This is a genomic window from Anaerobacillus sp. QJM3NY_17 (assembly GCF_056173665.1).
In genome coordinates, this window is sequence record NZ_CM149685.1 from 4,274,147 (window position 1) to 4,292,296 (window position 18,150).

Sequence of the window (18,150 nt, forward strand, 5' to 3'; positions counted from 1 at the left end):
CAGAAAACAAAAAAACGCACCCAAAATGAGTGCGTTGCTGACAAAATAAAACCGAGGGCTCTCATCTATCAGGTTTATCACCCGCTGGAGTTAGCACAGTATCCGATGGACCTGTTGCTGAGGTTTCAAAGGGCCAGTCCCTCCACCTCTCTGGATAAGAAAATATATTTTAATAAAAATATCAATTATTCAAGTTATTGTCAATGGCGTTAACTATTTATGTTAACTTAGATAAAAAGTCCTAATTCATTCAAGCATCGATAAATCAACCGTATCTGCCATCTTCTCGTACCCTTCATCATTTGGGTGCAAATGATCTCCAGAATCGTACTTCGAGAGATATTTCGCAGGATCGTTAGGATCTCTCAATGCTTTATCAAAATCAATTACATCATCGAAGGCTCCGCTTGTCCGGATCCATTCGTTAACTTCCTGACGTGTTTTCTCCCCTTCTTCTGTATACATATCGGAATCTTTATATGGTGTTAACGTCCCTCCATAAATATCAAGACCCTTTTCATGAGTTGCTTTAATAATTGCTTTCATTCGATCAATGATTTTCTCTGAATCATATTCAGGATAGTGTCTTAAATCATTTATACCTTCGTGCAATAGAACCGCTTTTATCCCTTCCTGGCTTAAAACATCTCGATCTAATCTAGCTAATGCGTTCTCGCCTTTTCCTTCTTCGCTATTAATTAAATGATTCGCAGATACCCCTGCATTCAAGACAGACATGTTCACTTGAGCTTCTTCTTCATTCATTCGATTGGCAAGATAGTCTGGCCATCTGTTATTCGCATTCATAGTTGAATAATTGCCATTCGCTATTGAACTCCCCATTATGACGAGTGCACCATCTACTGAATTATTTGAAACCACCTCTAATCGATCTAGCCAGAACCAGGCTTCTTCTTTTGAAGTGTATGATGTACCTTCCGCATCCCCAGCATGATTCCCTTCCTCCGACATGTACACCGTTTGGTTTGAACGCTGATGCCATGTTGTAGGTCCAGTCTCACCATCTACTGATAAACTGACAGCAAGATTCTGATCCGCACCAACAGGGAATTCAATCGAATCGCTATACTGCTTTTCACCTGGAGGAATTGTAACGGATTTCTCTCCGTTAAACGTGATAACTTGATCTGTCTCGCCGTCTACGCTCGCACCTTCTTTTGAGACAGCAACCCTTACTTCTTTCATAGATAAAGGTAATGAACCAAATTCATTAGACAGTCGAATACGCATTTGATCTCCATCCATATGGGGACGAAGTATTAAGCGGATTGTTTGATCCTTAAAACCTTCATGCGAGTTTCCATCCTGAGCAGGCGCCTGCATGCTTGCTGTCCAAGATCCGATCCATTCACTCTCTTCTGATGCACCATTATTTGATGAAGGCCATCCTTTAGCACTTACCAAACTGATTGATCCAATGAGTGCAATGATGATAAAGCCAATTCCTATTCGCGTCATTGTTTTCTCGCCTCTCATGTTGTTTTCTATTGAACTTGTGACTTCCAAAGCGCTTCCGTTAAAAAAGCCTTCGCATATTTCCAATAATCTCAGTTGGTCGACCACTCTTTGTTTCCTATTCTTAATTAAGAAGCATACCCTTATTCCTATAGAATGAAGCCGCTTGAGCTTTAACGTAAAAAACATGCAAACAAACTGATATATAGATTACGAACAGTTAAAACGGAAAGAAGATGATAAGATTCGCACATTATAAATTTAAAAATCCGGTCCATAGGAAGATCAACAAAAAAATCCCCTCTTTCATTATTTGAAAGAGGGGATTTTTTAATGAAAAACGGTTCAATTAAACAAAAGCGATTATTAATTCATTTACCTCAACAATTGAGAAAGCAGCAGGCCAAGGTGGACTTATTAGAAGAAATCCATAAAATTCGTTTCTCTATTCGGTATTGTTTTTTGCAGAATGGCTACTTCCTTCTCTGGTCCTTGCAGTAAACCTGCTTCATAAAGCAATTCCGGCATCTGATAGCCAGTTAGAAGGGCTGTCAACGTATTAATATTACATCGTAGTCCACGTTTAGGTGGATGCGTACAAGCGGCATTTTCTTTATCTCCCTTGTACACATTAACTCCCTCCGCGCTAATATGATAGCTCCCATTATTCCATTGTGCATGTTCATCTGTAATATGTAGAAAGAATGATTCATTCTTATCTAACTTGAATGGATACTGTTTTAGAAAGTTCTCTACGTCTACGATTCGTGCCATGAAATAGGCTTCAACTATTGTTTTCACTTTAGGATTATTTAGCAAGAAAGGAAGTTGATCGGCTACATTCGTCAGAAGTGTTCCATCATCAATCATGGAATCATGCTGACAGATATAATTCCAAAGCCCTCGTCTCGCCTCACCATCCAAATAAACCAATTCCTCTATCTCAATCGAACGATCTTTTACTTGATAGTACACATATCCTGTTAATCTGCCTTCTTCGTTTCGATATCCCGCAAACTGAAATCCTTCTGAATATACCCGTTCCCGCCACCAGCTTTCCGTTCGAACAAGCATGCCATTAAATCGATTAGCAAATTCTTCATATACTGGATTAAGCGTTTCGTAAACGTGTTCTAGTGCAATTCGTCGAACTTTACCATTTACACGTGGTAACAGTTTGAAATCTTCCTTCTTAAAATTTAACTTTTTCCAGTCATTCAGAACTTCAAAACCAAACTTACGGTAAAAGGAAATTTGGAAAGGATGGAGAAAAGAGATTGTTTGTCCTCTATTCTTCATTTCCAATAGGGCGTTTTGTAGTAAACGTGCTACTCTCCCACCTCTTCTATGCTCAGGGTATGTTGCAACCGACGCAATACCGCCCATAGCGAACTTTTTCCCAGCAATCCATGTTTCAAAATCAATTAAATGAAGCTTAGCGGCAAGCTCGTCGCCTTCAAAATCTCCCCATATTTCATGTTGACTATAGCCCCTAATTTTTTCTTCTAAATCTTTATCAGGAACTTTATATTGAAAAGCATATTCTGAAAGTCGTACGGCATCAATTACTTCGCTTTTTTCTAATCTTCGCATGTTAAGCCTCCTATTTTAATGTTTTCCTTTTATTACAATCATGAGTGGACCAATAATCGGTAGAACACCATGTATTCCTGACACATGGTCGCGTTCACGTAAAGCCAGAATAGAGAGTCCTGTTAAAACTAGAAAATCGATCGTCATCACATGAACAAAATTCGATTCTAGAAAAGCTTTTTGATAAATAGAAGCATCTCCAGCAACTAGTCCGTAAATCATTAAACCAAGAGCTATCATAATAAGGACAAGGGAAAGACCACGAGATTGAAGTAATATCCTCAACTTATCTGGCGTTCGATTCGGGGCATCCTTCTTCTTATTTAAAATAAAATATAGCATTAAGCTAAATGCCCCAGCTACAAATGAACCAAGTACAAATGGCCATGCTGGTATTGAACCACGGTCGCTCCGTAACAGCAATACAGCAAAAACAGCAGGAAATACTCCGAGTAGTGAAAACATGGCAAGTAAACTGGGATCGGGTTGATTCATCGTTAATAATTCAGAAAGATAAGGACCATTTCCTTCTGGCGCTAGAAAAACTGAATACAGTATAAACCCAAGCCATATGATAAGTAAGATGAATCTCTTCATCATGCACCTTCTTTCCTCTTTATCTTTCTAAATCATAAAGTTATCCTGAAAAAATCTCAAATATGTGTAGAATTTTCGAACAATTGTGGTATACTAATTGTAACAAAACATTCACAAATTATTCTTTATTTCGACATAAGCTTAGTTTGTAAGCGGTATCATAAAAAGGAGTTGTTAACTATGGATGTCTATATGGTCTATCTTTTCGTTATCACGGCTACACCGTTGTTTCTGTGGCAGGATTATAAGAAGCTTGCTTTCTTACACACACCGTTTATTGTGGCAATCTGGGCGCTACTTATTTTCTACATTGGTGGCGGTATGACTCCAGTAGCACATACACTCTTTATTACTCTTTTCGCGATTAATGTTCTTTTCGCTCATTTAGCGGCTTATCTCATCTTTGCTCGCCCATTCCTTAAGGAACGTTCACTTGCAAAGAAAATGTCACAAATAGAAGACTAAATTTTCAACAGTACTGTGGAGATTCATAAATCTCTACAAAATTTCAATTCAAAAAAAGCTGTTCACCTCAAGAGGTGAACAGCTTTTTTTGAATCACATATTCATATTGTGCATGCCGAATGACATAACCCAGATTGTACCGGCAACGACTGCAACCGCAATGAAAACTGCGTAAAGAATCGTTCCGACCTGAATTCGGCTACTATCACTCTCAGTAATATGCATAAACATTAAGAGCTGAATCGCTGCCTGAATCAATGCCAGGATGACAACAATAATCATAATCGTTCTAAAACTAAAGTCTGAAGCGAATCCGACCCATAAAGCAAGTAGTGTTAAAACGATCGATAGACCGAAACCAACTAAGTGGCTCCATGGGAAGTGGCTATGACTATTTGTCTGCTCGTTGTTTGAGGCCATCTTACATCACCATCCCATACAAGTAGACTGCTGTGAAGATAAAGATCCACACAACGTCAAGGAAGTGCCAGTATAAACTTGAAATAAAGACCTTCCTTGTTGTGTCAGGTGTTAATCCGCGTTGCTTCAATTGAATCAAAATAAGTGAAATCCATGCAATACCCATTGTTACGTGGGCACCGTGCGTTCCGACTAATACAAAGAAGCCAGACCAATAGGCACTAGTTGTTAGTGCAGCACCTTCATGAATGTAATGAACAAATTCATAAATTTCAAACCCTAGGAATCCTAAACCTAATGCGAGTGTAATACCTAACCAGAGAAACAATCCTTTAAGAGAATGATTTCTCATATAGTGAATAGCAAGTCCACATGTGAAACTACTTGTTAGTAGCAAAAATGTTTCAATTAACACACCACTAATTTCAAAAAGCTCTTCTGGTCCTGGACCGCCAGCTGTACGACCAACTAATACTAGATAAGTGGCAAACAGCGTTGAGAACAAAGCGATTTCGGCACCGAGGAAAATCCAGAAGCCTAGAATATTCAGTCGGCCAGTTTCCGACTGATATTCTAAAGGCGTGTTAGGAGAATATTCGACTGATTCCATGCTTCACGCCTCCTTTATAAAGTAGTTTTTTTCTCATCTTCTTCTATTTCTTCTACGCTAACGTAGAAACCTTTATCATAATCAAATGAACGGATCACCATTGTTGCAAGGACACCAATTAGCCCAAGAATAGACATCCAAGTCCAAGAGAATACCATACCAAATCCTGCAATAAAGAAGAATACACTCATCACAATCGGCACGCCAGAGTAACTAGGCATATGAATTGGTTTATAAGGTTTCTTCTCAGGTGTTTTCCCTTGTTTCTTCTCTTCTTTCATAATCCAGAATGCATCATGTCCTTTCGCTTCAGGAAGATGAGCGAAGTTATAATGCGGTACTGGAGCTGGTGTTGACCATTCAAGTGTTCTAGCATCCCAAGGGTCACCAGTTGTTTCACGTGGAGAGTAACGGAAGCTATAGTAGATGTTATAAACAAGAATCAAGAATCCGATTCCCATTAGCATACCACCGAACGTAGCAAGTACGTTCAAGCTCATCCATCCGTCTCCAATTCCATAAGTGTAAATACGACGAGGCATTCCTGCAAGACCTAGGAAATACATCGGGAAGAAACATAAGTTAAATCCTGCAACGAAAATCCAGAAACTCCATTTACCAAGACGCTCGTTCAAACGGTGATTGAACATTTTTGGATACCAGAAGTATAGACCTGCGAAACAAGCATACACAGTACCCGAGATGAGCACGTAGTGGAAGTGAGCAACTAGGAAGTACGTATTGTGGTACTGATAGTCAGCGGCTGCCATCGCTAGCATAACACCTGTTACCCCACCGATAACGAAGTTCGGGATAAAGGCAAGCGACCAAAGCATCGCTGTCGTAAATCGTATTCGCCCTTTGTACAGAGTGAATAGCCAGTTAAAGATCTTCACACCTGTCGGAACGGCGATTAACATCGTAGTGATGGAGAAGAATGAGTTAACTGCTCCACCTGCTCCCATCGTAAAGAAGTGGTGAACCCATACTAGGAAGCTTAGTCCGGCAATAACGACCATGGAATAAACCATTGCTTTATAACCGAAAAGTGTCTTACGTGCAAATGTACTAATAATTTCTGAGAACATACCAAACGCCGGAAGAATAACAATGTACACTTCAGGGTGGCCCCAAATCCAGAAGAGGTTTGCCCAAAGCATTGGCATACCGCCATCCATCATTGTAAAGAAGTGACTTCCAAACAGACGATCAAACGTCATAAGTGCAAGTGCCACGGTAAGAACCGGGAATGCAAAGATGATGATAACCATCGTAATTAATGAAGACCATGTAAACATAGGCATTTGCATAAGCTTCATAGATGGTACTCTCATTTTCAAAATCGTAACGAGGAAGTTAATACCCGTTAATAATGTACCGATACCTGCAATTTGTAAGCCGAGTAAGTAATAGTTCTGCCCTACTCCTGGGCTTAGTTCAAGACCAGCTAATGGAACATAACTTGTCCAACCAGCAGATGGAGATCCACCAATAACAAATGAAATGTTAAAGAGCATAGCCCCCATGAAGAAAGTCCAGAAACTTACTGCGTTTAAAAACGGATAAGCAACGTCTCGTGCACCAATTTGTAATGGTACAACAACGTTTATTAAACCAATTAAGAACGGCATAGCCATGAAAATAATCATGATTGTTCCGTGCGTTGTAAATATTTCATTATAGTGGTTCGCATCCAAAAAGCTTGAATCTGGAACCGTTAATTGCGCCCTCATGAGCATGGCATCTACACCACCGCGGAAAAGCATAAGAACTGCTGCGATGATATACATGATACCGAGTTTTTTATGGTCAACAGTGGTTAGCCATTCCGTCCATAACCATTTCCACTTTTTGAAATACGTTAAGGCGAAGATTGCGCCAATCAATGTTAGTGCAATTGATACATCCGCCCCATAGATCAGCGGATCCCCGGTGACAAAAAATTCATCCAATTTCATGGTGTCTTCCTCCTCTCTTAATGCGAGTGTTCCTCGGAATCTTTTTCAGAGTCTTCATGGTTCATTTCTGAATGATCCATTTCTGAGGACTCATCTTCATCAGTTGATTCGCCATTACGGACCTTTGTTGCGTATTCAGCGTCCATTCCATGATCAACCCACTGAAGGTGAGTTTCTGAGAATGTCTGCTCTTCTGTATGACCTTTAAGCATCAACTCATTGTATTTCTCTTGAGTAAGTTCAGGTGCGTCTTGCGCCTCTTCTACCCACTCATCGTAATCTTCTTGAGATTCAGCTGTTACAGTAAATACCTGCTCAGTAAATCCTTCACCAGTGAAGTTGGCATTACGTCCGCGATACTCACCAATTTCATCAGCTTGCAAATAAAGTTCTGTCATCATGCCAGACATTGTGTATTCCTGCCCACCAAGTGACGGAATCCAAAATGATCCCATTGAATCTGCCGATGCTAATTTAAATAGAATTGGGTGATCTTCAGGGATATGAAGATAGTTCACCGTTTCAATATTTTCTTCTGGATAGCTAAACACCCATTTCCAATCGACTGATGTCGCATGAATCACGATTGGATCTTTATGAGACGTCGCTTCCGGTGCCTCTTCTAGTGCAAAAATCGTTTGTACAGTCGGCACTGCAAGGACAATAAGAATAATTACCGGAATTACAGTCCAAACAATTTCAAGGAACACATTCCCCTCGATATGTGGAGGTTCGTATTCAGGACCACTCTTACGCTCACGATATTTAACAAGGATGAGTGTAAATAGCACGAACACGACCAAAACAATAAACAGCATAAAGCCAATAGAGAAAAGAATTAAATTCGCTTGTTGTTCTGCTACAGGTCCTTTTGGATCAAGAACGGTTAAGTTACTACAGCCACTCAATACCATCACTGCAAGAAACATACTGAGCGCAAAAAATGATTTCATTCGCTTCACCGCCAGGCCACCTTCCTTTCTTCCTATATATTAGTTAAGTAGATTTTAAACAAAAAATGACAGAAACAACTGTTACCATTGGCTATTGTAGCAGGTTCCTTTCATAAATGTGACAGGTGTCACAAGATGTCAAAAGTTGCTCATGTATTTATCACTTTTTTGTCACATTTCATACATATTTTGTTCAAATTTGTGGAATGATTTAACTTTAATGGATATAACAGCGCTTGCTTCATTTGTCTCTGCTTTTCTTCAAGCACGATCGTTGTCTGTTCAATAGACTAATTGATAAAGTATGACTGTATTTTGAAAGGAGCTTATCATGAACTTACAATTAACTGACAAACTAGCACTTGTTACAGGGTCAACATCCGGAATAGGTAAAGGAATTGCGGAAGTACTATTAAAAGAAGGTGCAGAAGTTATTATCAACGGACGTACGTATGAGCGTGTACAGGATGTGGTGAAGGAACTATCATCACTCGGGAATGTACACGGCGTTGTTGGAGATCTTTCAAAGCAAGGCGAAAGCAAACAACTCATTGAAGAAGTAAACAAGATTGGTCAGCTCGACATCTTAATTAATAATATGGGGGCATTTGAAGTTAAGCCGTTCACAGACGTATCAGATGAAGAGTGGATGAGTTATTTCCAAACAAACGTCATTAGTGCCGTGAGACTGAGTCGCGAATTTCTCCCTGCTATGCTATCAAGGGATACAGGACGAATCCTGAATATCGCGAGTGAAGCAGGCGTTAAACCACTATCCCAAATGCTTCCATACTCGGTAACGAAAAGTTCTTTAATTAGCTTATCACGCGGACTTGCTGAAATAACAAAAGGCTCAAATGTTACTGTTAACTCTGTACTACCGGGTCCAACATGGACAGATGGCGTAGCAAGCTTCATGGAAGGCGCAGCTGCCGAAGAAAAGAAAGATCTTGATAACTTTACACGAGACTACTTTAAAGACAACGAACCAACATCGTTAATTCAACGTTTTGCACGAGTCGAAGAAGTGGCAAACACAGTAGCCTTTCTCGCGTCACCATTATCATCAGCGATAAATGGATCAGCTCAGCGTGTAGAGGGCGGAATTATTCGCTCCGTTTAATAGCACCACCCAATATGAAAACCCCTCTGACTTGGTCAGAGGGGTTTTCTGCTATTTTGCTTCAAGTAGCCACTTTGTCGCTTGCACATCTACATAGCCGTTACTTTTAAAGGTAAGACTTACATCATGTTCTTCAGGGAAAAACCTTGATGTGAACACTTCCTCACCATCATTTACAAACACTTCAATCGAGGATGAATCGACATAGAATCGAAGGTTATAAACTTCATCGATGGAGCAGCTTCGCGACTCATCCTTTCCATCAACAAAACTCTTTCGTTTAAACGTTAATATTCCTTTATCAGCATCATAAATCATTTCGGCATTGTTTCGGAAGTTAACAGCAAACGAGTTTTCCACTTTCTGCACATGAAGAAGTAATTCATATGTGGTTCCGTGAAACTCCTCCCATTCCTTTTCTTCATTAGAAAGCGTGATTTCTTTTTTCACTTCATTCTGTCGCATCGCTTCTAATTCCTTCACAGGACGTTGGATAAGTTTATCCCCTTCGTAATAAAGCTCTCGTGGAATGGTTAGCATGTGTATCCATTTGTGTTCGATTGTTGGATGATGCTCTTCTCCCTGCTCAGGCACACCCATCCAACCAATCATCAGCCTTCTTCCGTTCTCATCAAGTGTCGTTTGTGGTGCATAAAATTCAAAACCTCGATCAAGCTCTGTAAACGATCCGTGATTCATCTTTCCACTCACATAATTCATTTCTCCAGAAAGGTACCCTGTTTGATAGACATTTTGGTACAAGTATCCTGTAGGCTTTAGCCCTTGTGGGGAAAAGAGAAGAATATCCTTCCCATCTAACTCAAATAAGTCAGGGCATTCCCACATGAATCCTAAATCACCAATCGGTTCTTCCCCAGAAGCTGTGACGTCCCCTTTCAACATCCAGTCCTTTAAATTGGTTGATTCAAATAAGGCGACTCGACCTTCTTCATTTAGGTTCTGCGTACCAACCACCATGTACCATTTCTCTAAATGCTGCCACACTTTTGGATCTCGAAAATGAGGGGTATATCCCTCAGGCAAGTTTAATACTACGCCCTTTTTATCAAAGTGAATCCCATCTTCAGATTCAGCCAGACACTGATAGGTTTCACGATTTCCCTGCTCATCTTTTACATTCCCAGTATAGAAAAGCATCAATTTATCTTCAGAGACGACCGCACTTCCCGAATAGCAGCCATTCTTGTCGTACCAGTCCCCAGGGGCTAAGGCAATTGGGGCAAGCTCCCAGTTAATGAGGTCTGTCGACGTATAATGTCCCCAGAATTTAGCGCCATGATCCGTTTTAAAAGGCATCCATTGAAAGAAAACGTGATAAACGCCCTTCCATTGTATAAAACCATTTGGATCATTTAATAACCCTGCAGGTGGCATTAAGTGAAATGCTGAGCGGCGGTAGTCACTTTCAACTGTTTCACGTTGTGCCTCTATTTCTTTCATTGCAAGATCCTTTAGCTGCTCGTTTCGATCCGTCATAAAAATCACCTAGTTCATTAAAATTTTGAAAAAGGGGATCCGCTTTATTGAGGATCCCCTTCGCTATTATTTATCTAGCATACCGTCTTTGTAGCCAAATGCCCATGTAAGACCAAAGGCAATCCCAATCGAAATAATGTTAACAAGTAGATACAATACAATCTGACTATTCAAGAATAGTAATGTACCTGGGATAACAGTAACTGCAAGGCCCGTCGCTTTTAACTTAAAGAGTGATGCGAGGAATCCCCCGACTGCACCACCGATTAATCCCATGATAAATGGCTTCATATACCGGAGATTGACACCAAAGATAGCCGGCTCTGTAATTCCAAGAAAAGCAGATAAAGAAGATGGAAGGGCTAATGCTTTCAATTTCTTAGACTTTGTTTTCAGGCCAACAGCAAGTGCTGCCCCACCCTGAGCTGCGATTGCCGCAGAAATAATTGGGTTAAATGGATTGTAGCCAAGGTTTTCAAACAACTGAATTTCAAGGAAGTTGAAAATGTGATGAACACCTGTAATAACAATAATTTGATGGAAGAATCCAATGATTAAACCACTTAGACCAAATGGAAGATCAAGAATATAAATCGTACCATCCATGATGTACTCTTCTACCGTATGGAAAATAGGTCCGATCGCAAATAGCGACAAAGTAATCATAATTAACAATACTAGGAACGGAGTTAAAATAAGATCTAGTGCTTCTGGTACTATTTTACGAATTCGTTTTTCTAACTTTGCTCCGAGTAAACCTGCAACAAAAGCGGGAATAACCGAACCTTGATAGCCTACTACTGGAATAAACCCTAGAAACTTAAGTGGCTCTGCATTTCCTGCCGCTACTTCCCATGCGTTCGGAAGAGCAGGCGTAACAAGCATCAATCCGAGTACGAGACCGATCGTCGGATTTCCTCCAAACACTCGGAAGGTTGACCATGCTACAAGCGCTGGTAGGAAGATAAATGCTGTATCCGTTAGAACTTGTGTAAATAGAATAAAGTTATCTGAGATATCCCCTGGTGTTAAGCCGAATAGAGCAAGTATCTCTTCTTGAAGCACAAGACCGCGTAGTCCCATAAATAACCCTGTTGCTACAAGCGCTGGAATGATTGGAACGAACACATCACCAAATGAGCGGATCGCACGTTGAAACGCATTTCCTTGCTTCGATGATTCTTCTTTAATTTCGGACTTAGTAGAACCAGTTGCTCCTAGCGCTGTCACCTCATCATAAATTCGGTTAACAGTCCCTGTTCCAAAAATAACCTGATATTGTCCAGAATTATAGAAGGCACCCTTTACTTTCTCTACCCCTTCTACTCTTTCTTGATCAATTTTTTCTTTGTCGTGTACCATAATTCTTAGTCTTGTTGCACAATGGGCAACAGATTGAATATTCTCCTGTCCACCAATAGCATCAATGACTTCCTGAGCAATCTCACGGTTTGTAGCCATATCATTAACTCCCTTCACATTATATCTTGCGCATGGTATCGATTCCATATTTGGCGAAATAAGAGCGTTTTCATTTCCTCGCTCTTTTTAGTCTATCGTTAAGTAATTAAATAATGAGTGATATGTGAACGATTCCACATTGGTTAAAAAGAAATTGACATCGCTTTCACTAGTTACTATACACTATCCCTTTCAATAAGTCTATAGTTAAGTTTAAGTTTTTTCTTTTCCAAAACTTTCCCTGATAGCTGCTCTAAAATAAGCTGAGCCGTTTTCTGTCCAGCATCTTCATTAAAATAGTCCACAGTTGATAATGCCGGCGTCACGTGGCGGGATAAGTCAGAAGCACCGATACCGAATAATGCCATATCTTCTGGAATGCGAATCCCCTGCTCTTTCAACAAGCCAAGCGCTCCAATCGCCATGCGATCCGTTACGGCAAAAATAGCGGTTGGTTTTAATTTAGATTGCTCCACTAATTGTTTGGCAGCTTCATATCCGGACTCAAATGTAAAGTTCCCATATTGAATCCAACCTTTTTCCACTGTTAAACCGTGCTTTTTCATTGCATCAAGGTAACCCTGTTTCCTCACGATCCCAACAGCATGGTCTGTTTCTGGTACACCTATAAAACCAATGTGGCGGTGACCTTTTTCTATAAGTGACTCTGTCACACTATATGAAGAATGATAGTCATCGTATACGACAGACATGACGCCATTTAATTCCTGTCCAATTGCAACAAAAGGAATAGAAGCATCTGAAATGGTATCAAGTAATTCTTGGTTCCGATTTGTGGCAAGCAAAATAATACCGTCCACCTGACGACTTTTTAATAGCTTTATATTTTGTATTTCTTTCTCAGGCTGTAATTGGGTATTGGTTAGAAGAATCTGATAACCGTTGGCCGCAAGCTCATTCTCGATCCCATTAACAACACGACTGGCTGTTTCAGTACTGATTCTTGGCAGAATAACGCCTATAACGCCCGAACGCTTCGTACGCATTGTTTTCGCATGTGCACTCGGAATATATCCCATCTCTTCCACTGCTTCAACGACGCGCTGCCTTGCTTCATGACTAACATAACCATTGTCATTCAGCACTCGCGAGACTGTTGTTCTTGAAACACCTGCTCGTTTTGCTACATCCTTAATTGTTGGCATAACCGTTCCTCCATCATGACAGTCTTTCCTTAATTCATCATAATCGATCTCACTGCTGTTGTCTATAACTGGAAATATGTGTAGGGAGGACCGATTTTGTAAGTCTCCTCAGTTTACTTCTAATGTAATGCCCTCTATGATGTAGAAGAGTGTGTGTTATTTCGTGATACTAAATAAATAGCGTTAATAGATACTCCAAAAAAATAACTTTATTTAAAGGAGGGCTGCTATGACAGACCACTATGAACATGAAAATTTAGATGCATCAGCGCGGAAAAAGCTAATTATTCTTGTCTGTACGATTCTAGCTTTTGCCGTTATGAATGGAACGATGTTCAACGTTGCCATTCCTGATATTGCTGCATCTTTTAATCTCAGTCCATCAGAAGTAAGCTGGGTGTTAACTGGATATATTCTTGTATTTGCCATTGGCTCTCTTATGTACGGTAAGCTAGCGGATATCTATCCAATCAAAACTCTTTTTACTATAGGGATTAGTATTTTTGCTACAGGGGCCTTTATTGGTTTTCTTTCTCCCAACTATACTACTCTTCTAGCAGCACGAATACTTCAAGCAATTGGTGGCGCAACAATTCCAGCGCTTGCCTTTATTGTTCCAATTCGGTTTCTCCCTAAAGAAAAAGGAAGAGTGTTTGGATTGATCTCTTCCACCGTTGCCTTTGCTTCAGGTGTCGGTCCTATAATCGGTGGTGTTGTAGGAGGTACGCTGAATTGGCGCTTCCTTTTCCTTTTCTCTGTTGCGACTGTATTTGCCATTCCGCTCTTTAGAAAATGGCTACCAAATGAAGAAAAGCGTTCAGGATCCATTGATTTACCAGGTGCTGCGCTTATGGCCGTATCGGTAGCATCATTGTTGTTCTATATTACAACGTTCCTTTGGTATTTACTCGTCCTCTTTACCGTCTTTTTCATTCTATTCTTATGGCGAACGTTTACGATTACACACCCATTTATCGATCCCGTTATATTGAAAAATACCAAATACACGATCACCGTGTTAACTAGTTTCCTTGGAACTTCCGCGCTCTTTGGATTGATCTTCGTCATCCCGATTATGTTGCGAGAGCTTAACGGGCTATCAACCTTAAATATCGGTCTTGTCTTATTTCCCGGGGCAATGGCTGCTGGGTTAATCGGCCAAATCGGTGGTAGAATCATCGAACAGCGTGGCGCAATACTTGTTGTAAAAATAGCGCTTCTTCTGATCGCAAGTGGAACATTTTTCATCTCAACGTTTTCAGGTTACAACGCATGGGTTATTGCACCGTGTCTATTAATAGCTTACCTTGGGTTTCCACTCATCCAGAGTTCAACAGCTGATCTCCTGTCTTCCATTCTACCTGATAACCAAAATGGTGTAGGTATGGGGGTTTTCAATTTATTGAACTTCCTTGCTGGCGCTTTTAGTTCAGCTATTTTCGGAAGGCTTCTTGAAATGAAAAACGTTACTTTTTCGATGAATCCACTTTCACGATCAGGAAGTAATCTCATTTTTAGTAACTTGTACCTTGGGTTAACCTGTATTGCTCTGCTCGCATTTGCCATCTTCACGTTGAAATTTCTATCAAAACGTGAAAAAGCACTATCCGAATCATCTGCGTCTTAATAAGCAATCAAAAGATCGGCCATAGAGCCGATCTTTTTCTTACATCAAATTTGCAACATATAAACCGCTTGCTGCTGCCTGTGATAGAGAATGCGTTTCACCAGAGCAATCTCCGATCAAAAAGAGACCTTCTACTTCTGTTTCAAAATGATCATTTGTCTGGATCTTTGCTTCGTAAAACTTTCCATCCATACCATATAGTAACGTCTCTCCATCAATTGGCTCACCGATCAGCTTTTCGAGGCAATAAAGAAACTCCTGAAGCGCACGAAGATAGATGTTCGGCACTTCGTCTATCAAGTTCCCAGCTTCTCCATCAAGGGAAGGAACAATTGAATTCGAACTTAGAATTGTCGAAGTTGTAGCCTCTTGTTTTTTTAATTCCCGCAGACGCTGGACCACAATTCGCTCCCCACCTCTATTAATCCCTCCAATAATTTGCTGTGCAGTGTTATCCGCTTCCTCTTTCGAAGAATAAAAAGAAGGAACAAATAAGGTGAAGTTCAAATTGTTTCCTGGCGCATTCTTTTCTCTTTTATTCTGTCCATCCGGCATAACAAGCCCGTGTTGATATTTCCTTATAATTCGCCCATTTGGGTTCATACAGTACGTCGTTCCTTCAAATGCCTCTCGTTGAATATGAAGCTTCGTTTCGAACGTATCCTTCAAGATGGATGTGAGCTGATCACCTCGCATTTCTACTCGAATACCCAAATCAAGGCGAGCAGGACCAGGCACTAGACCTAACTGTTCACATTGGGCATACATCCACTCACTTCCGCTATTACCTGTCGAGATAACAACATTTTTTGTTTTCACGTTTCCTGTTGAGGTAGTTACCTCAAAGCATTCCGCTTTTTCAATCGAGTAAACATCCGTTTCAAATCTTAAATCAATTCTTTCTAACAAATACTCATACAAATTTTGAAACACTTCAAAAGAAAGGTTTGTCCCAAGGTGTCTAACTGAAGTCGTGAACACATCTAACCCTACGTTTTTGGCTTTCTCCTCTAACTCCGAACTGTATGTATGATAGAGCTCAGCCTTGTCCCCGCCAAAAGAACAAAGAATGCGGTCGACTTCCCACATCAATTTTTCCGACTGAGCAGTACCTATTTTTCTACCGAGACTACCACCAAAATCATTCGTATAATTAAATTTACCTTCTGATTTACCTAGCCCAGCAAACCCTATGTATTGGTCACAAACGTCACAAGAACATTCTTGTTGTGAACCAAGCCTACAATTTCGGTCGGAAAGCTTCTTTCCTTTATCGATTAACATGATTTTATATTCTGGATGTAGCTCCGTTAACTGATATGCCATAAAAATACCACTAACTCCAGCTCCAATGATCGTGACATCGTACATGGCACTACCTCCAATCGTTTTATTTAAAAGCATATCACATCAAAAGGACTGATCTCTAAAAAATCAGTCCTTTAAATGAAAGCGAATATTATCTAACGACGTCCTCTTGAACGTCTGCCACTTGAACGTCTTCCTGAGCTACGTCTGCCGCTTGAACGCCTACCTGAGCGTCGGCTGCGACGGTTACTACGTCTCCCTGTCGAGAAAAGTCCAGAGCGCACGCCGCACGAGCGTTTGCCTGAGCTACGTCTGCCGCTTGAGCGCCTACCTGAACGTCTTCCTGAGCTACGACGTCCTGAACGTGAACGCTTCCCTGAGCTACGTTTTCCACTTGAGCGACGACTACGACAACCGCTCGAACCTTTACCTGAACGACGACCAGATTTCTTCCCTGACTTACGCTTGCCACCTCTAGCTTCGATCGGGTTTTGAATAAGAAACTCATCAAGTCCTGCTTCCTGAGCTTGTTGTAATAGCACCTCTACATTCATTGAAACATTCTTCAACACTGTTTGCTCCCTTCCCTTATCTTCTGCTTTAGCATTACTATATGATATGAAGAAATGAAGAGCTTGTTCAGTTCCTACGGAAAATTCCACTCTCTCCCATTTAAGTGGCATGATCTCATATGACCTCATATCTTGTTATGAGTAGGAAAAGGATAAAGGAAGTGACGTATGAGCATTCCACACTATCATTTATCGATCGATAAAAAAGGTATGAAAAAGCTAAAGAAAGATAAATGGAGCGATCAACTTGTACCAGCTGTTTTACAAGTAGACCAAACGAATTATGAGGTGAAAACAACTTATCGTGGCGCACACACGCGAAAATTCAAAAAAAAATCGTATATGGTTGAGTTTAATGACACGAACTTATTTCATCATCAAAAAACACTGCACTTAAATGCCGAATTCAATGATTATTCATTATTAAGAAGTAAGCTTTCTTTCAATTTATTTCATAAATTGAATGTACTAACTCCTAAAGCTGAGCACATTATGCTCACACACAATAACCTCTTCTCAAGCATCTATTTAAAACTGGATTCGATAGATGAATTTTATCTTAACAATCATAACCTACCAGATGGGCCCATTTACTATGCTCAAAATGATGACGCCAATTTTTCACTCCTTCGACCTGATGATTACAAACCGAAGAAATCATTGCTTGATGGATATATGAGAAAATACGGATTGGAATCAGACGATCATTCAGTTGAAATTCTTCTATATAAAATCAACACATTATCACAAGAAAAGTTTAAAACTGAAATAAACAATTTAATAGACGTTGAAAAATATTTGAGCTGGCTATGTGGCGTCGTTTGCACACAAAACTTTGACGCCTTTATTCAAAACTACGCCCTTTATCAAAACAGGGAAACCAATCGGTTTGAAGTTATTCCATGGGATTATGACGCTACGTGGGGGCGAGATATTAACGGAAGAATGATGGAACATGACTATATCCCCATCAGTGGCTACAATACGCTTACAGCGAGACTACTAGCCTGTCCTACTTTTAGGACTCGATATCGATTAAAGCTTGAGCAAACAATAGAAACATTCTTTACCACCAAAGAACTTGAAAAAGAGATCAATGAACTTCACCAAATTTTGAGACCTTATGCCCTTAACGATACTTTTCTAAAAAATAAACTAAGCTACTTTGATTCAGAACCTGACTTTATACTTCAATACATCCGAGACCGCGTGAATTTTATAAAGAAAGAATTGACCGATTTTTAAAAGAATTTTTGGCCGGTGCCTGTCACTCTAATGAGCCTAAACACTAAATGAAAATAACCAAAAAGCCCCCAAACGGGGG

Annotated in this window: 16 protein-coding genes and 1 riboswitch; of the genes, 4 read left to right on the forward strand and 12 right to left on the reverse strand. The window is 40.2% G+C overall.

All coding sequences use genetic code 11. From position 1 onward, the window contains the following. Window positions 1–58 precede the first annotated feature (58 nt). Window positions 59–161: riboswitch (SAM riboswitch) on the reverse strand. Between the two features lie 85 nt (window positions 162–246). The 3 genes from AC0VYV_RS21860 to AC0VYV_RS21870 all read right to left on the reverse strand — a co-directional run bounded on the left by AC0VYV_RS21860 (window position 247) and on the right by AC0VYV_RS21870 (window position 3,666). Beyond that, window positions 247–1,479 carry an SGNH/GDSL hydrolase family protein gene (locus AC0VYV_RS21860; protein ID WP_475373134.1) on the reverse strand — a complete coding sequence of 411 codons (1,233 nt, stop codon included), beginning with the start codon at window positions 1,477–1,479 and terminating at the stop codon, window positions 247–249. A gap of 414 nt (window positions 1,480–1,893) precedes the next feature. Beyond that, a complete protein-coding gene (locus tag AC0VYV_RS21865; RefSeq protein ID WP_475374312.1) occupies window positions 1,894–3,069 on the reverse strand; it encodes a GNAT family N-acetyltransferase in 1,176 nt (391 codons plus the stop codon). 15 nt (window positions 3,070–3,084) lie between these two features. Continuing rightward, on the reverse strand, window positions 3,085–3,666 hold the full coding sequence (locus AC0VYV_RS21870; RefSeq protein WP_475373136.1) for a hypothetical protein: 582 nt from the start codon (window positions 3,664–3,666) through the stop codon (window positions 3,085–3,087). A 180-nt stretch (window positions 3,667–3,846) separates the two neighbouring features. Between AC0VYV_RS21870 and AC0VYV_RS21875 the strand changes: the two genes are divergently transcribed. Beyond that, on the forward strand, window positions 3,847–4,131 hold the full coding sequence (locus AC0VYV_RS21875) for a spore morphogenesis/germination protein YwcE (protein WP_194218224.1): 285 nt from the start codon (window positions 3,847–3,849) through the stop codon (window positions 4,129–4,131). A 93-nt stretch (window positions 4,132–4,224) separates the two neighbouring features. Here the strand turns inward: AC0VYV_RS21875 and qoxD are convergent, their stop codons facing one another. From qoxD to qoxA, 4 genes are read right to left on the reverse strand one after another with little or no spacing between them, the layout of a single operon-like run. Continuing rightward, window positions 4,225–4,551 carry a cytochrome aa3 quinol oxidase subunit IV gene (gene qoxD / locus AC0VYV_RS21880; RefSeq protein ID WP_194218223.1) on the reverse strand — a complete coding sequence of 109 codons (327 nt, stop codon included), beginning with the start codon at window positions 4,549–4,551 and terminating at the stop codon, window positions 4,225–4,227. Window position 4,552: 1 nt separating this feature from the next. Further along, entirely contained in the window at window positions 4,553–5,161 is a 609-nt protein-coding gene (gene qoxC, locus AC0VYV_RS21885; protein ID WP_194218222.1) for a cytochrome aa3 quinol oxidase subunit III, read from the reverse strand. Window positions 5,162–5,175: 14 nt separating this feature from the next. Beyond that, window positions 5,176–7,119: a cytochrome aa3 quinol oxidase subunit I gene (gene qoxB / locus AC0VYV_RS21890; RefSeq protein WP_194218221.1), complete on the reverse strand. Its 1,944-nt coding sequence runs from the start codon at window positions 7,117–7,119 to the stop codon at window positions 5,176–5,178. Between the two features lie 17 nt (window positions 7,120–7,136). Then, entirely contained in the window at window positions 7,137–8,072 is a 936-nt protein-coding gene (gene qoxA, locus AC0VYV_RS21895) for a cytochrome aa3 quinol oxidase subunit II (RefSeq protein ID WP_194218220.1), read from the reverse strand. A gap of 331 nt (window positions 8,073–8,403) precedes the next feature. On the opposite strand from qoxA, the gene AC0VYV_RS21900 reads away from it, so the two are divergent. Continuing rightward, window positions 8,404–9,195 (forward strand): SDR family NAD(P)-dependent oxidoreductase, encoded by a 792-nt coding sequence (locus AC0VYV_RS21900; RefSeq protein ID WP_475368243.1) that lies wholly within the window; start codon window positions 8,404–8,406, stop codon window positions 9,193–9,195. Between the two features lie 51 nt (window positions 9,196–9,246). On the opposite strand, the gene AC0VYV_RS21905 is transcribed toward AC0VYV_RS21900, so the two are convergent. The 3 genes from AC0VYV_RS21905 to AC0VYV_RS21915 all read right to left on the reverse strand — a co-directional run bounded on the left by AC0VYV_RS21905 (window position 9,247) and on the right by AC0VYV_RS21915 (window position 13,319). Beyond that, entirely contained in the window at window positions 9,247–10,692 is a 1,446-nt protein-coding gene (locus AC0VYV_RS21905) for a glycoside hydrolase family 32 protein (RefSeq protein WP_475373137.1), read from the reverse strand. Between the two features lie 66 nt (window positions 10,693–10,758). Continuing rightward, window positions 10,759–12,153, reverse strand: coding sequence for a sucrose-specific PTS transporter subunit IIBC (locus AC0VYV_RS21910; RefSeq protein WP_475366239.1), 1,395 nt, complete (start codon window positions 12,151–12,153; stop codon window positions 10,759–10,761). Window positions 12,154–12,329: 176 nt separating this feature from the next. Continuing rightward, window positions 12,330–13,319 (reverse strand): LacI family DNA-binding transcriptional regulator, encoded by a 990-nt coding sequence (locus tag AC0VYV_RS21915; protein WP_475368245.1) that lies wholly within the window; start codon window positions 13,317–13,319, stop codon window positions 12,330–12,332. Between the two features lie 229 nt (window positions 13,320–13,548). On the opposite strand from AC0VYV_RS21915, the gene AC0VYV_RS21920 reads away from it, so the two are divergent. Then, window positions 13,549–14,946 (forward strand): MFS transporter, encoded by a 1,398-nt coding sequence (locus AC0VYV_RS21920; RefSeq protein WP_475368246.1) that lies wholly within the window; start codon window positions 13,549–13,551, stop codon window positions 14,944–14,946. 39 nt (window positions 14,947–14,985) lie between these two features. On the opposite strand, the gene AC0VYV_RS21925 is transcribed toward AC0VYV_RS21920, so the two are convergent. Both AC0VYV_RS21925 and AC0VYV_RS21930 read right to left on the reverse strand, forming a co-directional pair. Then, a complete protein-coding gene (locus AC0VYV_RS21925) occupies window positions 14,986–16,317 on the reverse strand; it encodes an NAD(P)/FAD-dependent oxidoreductase (protein ID WP_475374313.1) in 1,332 nt (443 codons plus the stop codon). An 88-nt stretch (window positions 16,318–16,405) separates the two neighbouring features. Next, the gene (locus tag AC0VYV_RS21930) at window positions 16,406–16,762 is read right to left on the reverse strand and encodes a hypothetical protein (protein WP_475374314.1); all 357 of its coding nucleotides are present in this window, start codon (window positions 16,760–16,762) and stop codon (window positions 16,406–16,408) included. Between the two features lie 232 nt (window positions 16,763–16,994). On the opposite strand from AC0VYV_RS21930, the gene AC0VYV_RS21935 reads away from it, so the two are divergent. Further along, window positions 16,995–18,071 (forward strand): CotH kinase family protein, encoded by a 1,077-nt coding sequence (locus tag AC0VYV_RS21935; protein WP_475374315.1) that lies wholly within the window; start codon window positions 16,995–16,997, stop codon window positions 18,069–18,071. Window positions 18,072–18,150: the final 79 nt, after the last annotated feature.

Coding starts and splice junctions, on each gene's coding strand:
- AC0VYV_RS21860 (WP_475373134.1), bottom strand. CDS start 1,479: ATGACGCGAATAGGAATTGGCTTTATCATCATTGCACTCATTGGATCA.
- AC0VYV_RS21865 (WP_475374312.1), bottom strand. CDS start 3,069: ATGCGAAGATTAGAAAAAAGCGAAGTAATTGATGCCGTACGACTTTCA.
- AC0VYV_RS21870 (WP_475373136.1), bottom strand. CDS start 3,666: ATGAAGAGATTCATCTTACTTATCATATGGCTTGGGTTTATACTGTAT.
- AC0VYV_RS21875 (WP_194218224.1), top strand. CDS start 3,847: ATGGATGTCTATATGGTCTATCTTTTCGTTATCACGGCTACACCGTTG.
- qoxD (WP_194218223.1), bottom strand. CDS start 4,551: ATGGCCTCAAACAACGAGCAGACAAATAGTCATAGCCACTTCCCATGG.
- qoxC (WP_194218222.1), bottom strand. CDS start 5,161: ATGGAATCAGTCGAATATTCTCCTAACACGCCTTTAGAATATCAGTCG.
- qoxB (WP_194218221.1), bottom strand. CDS start 7,119: ATGAAATTGGATGAATTTTTTGTCACCGGGGATCCGCTGATCTATGGG.
- qoxA (WP_194218220.1), bottom strand. CDS start 8,072: ATGAAATCATTTTTTGCGCTCAGTATGTTTCTTGCAGTGATGGTATTG.
- AC0VYV_RS21900 (WP_475368243.1), top strand. CDS start 8,404: ATGAACTTACAATTAACTGACAAACTAGCACTTGTTACAGGGTCAACA.
- AC0VYV_RS21905 (WP_475373137.1), bottom strand. CDS start 10,692: ATGACGGATCGAAACGAGCAGCTAAAGGATCTTGCAATGAAAGAAATA.
- AC0VYV_RS21910 (WP_475366239.1), bottom strand. CDS start 12,153: ATGGCTACAAACCGTGAGATTGCTCAGGAAGTCATTGATGCTATTGGT.
- AC0VYV_RS21915 (WP_475368245.1), bottom strand. CDS start 13,319: ATGCCAACAATTAAGGATGTAGCAAAACGAGCAGGTGTTTCAAGAACA.
- AC0VYV_RS21920 (WP_475368246.1), top strand. CDS start 13,549: ATGACAGACCACTATGAACATGAAAATTTAGATGCATCAGCGCGGAAA.
- AC0VYV_RS21925 (WP_475374313.1), bottom strand. CDS start 16,317: ATGTACGATGTCACGATCATTGGAGCTGGAGTTAGTGGTATTTTTATG.
- AC0VYV_RS21930 (WP_475374314.1), bottom strand. CDS start 16,762: ATGAGTTTCTTATTCAAAACCCGATCGAAGCTAGAGGTGGCAAGCGTA.
- AC0VYV_RS21935 (WP_475374315.1), top strand. CDS start 16,995: ATGAGCATTCCACACTATCATTTATCGATCGATAAAAAAGGTATGAAA.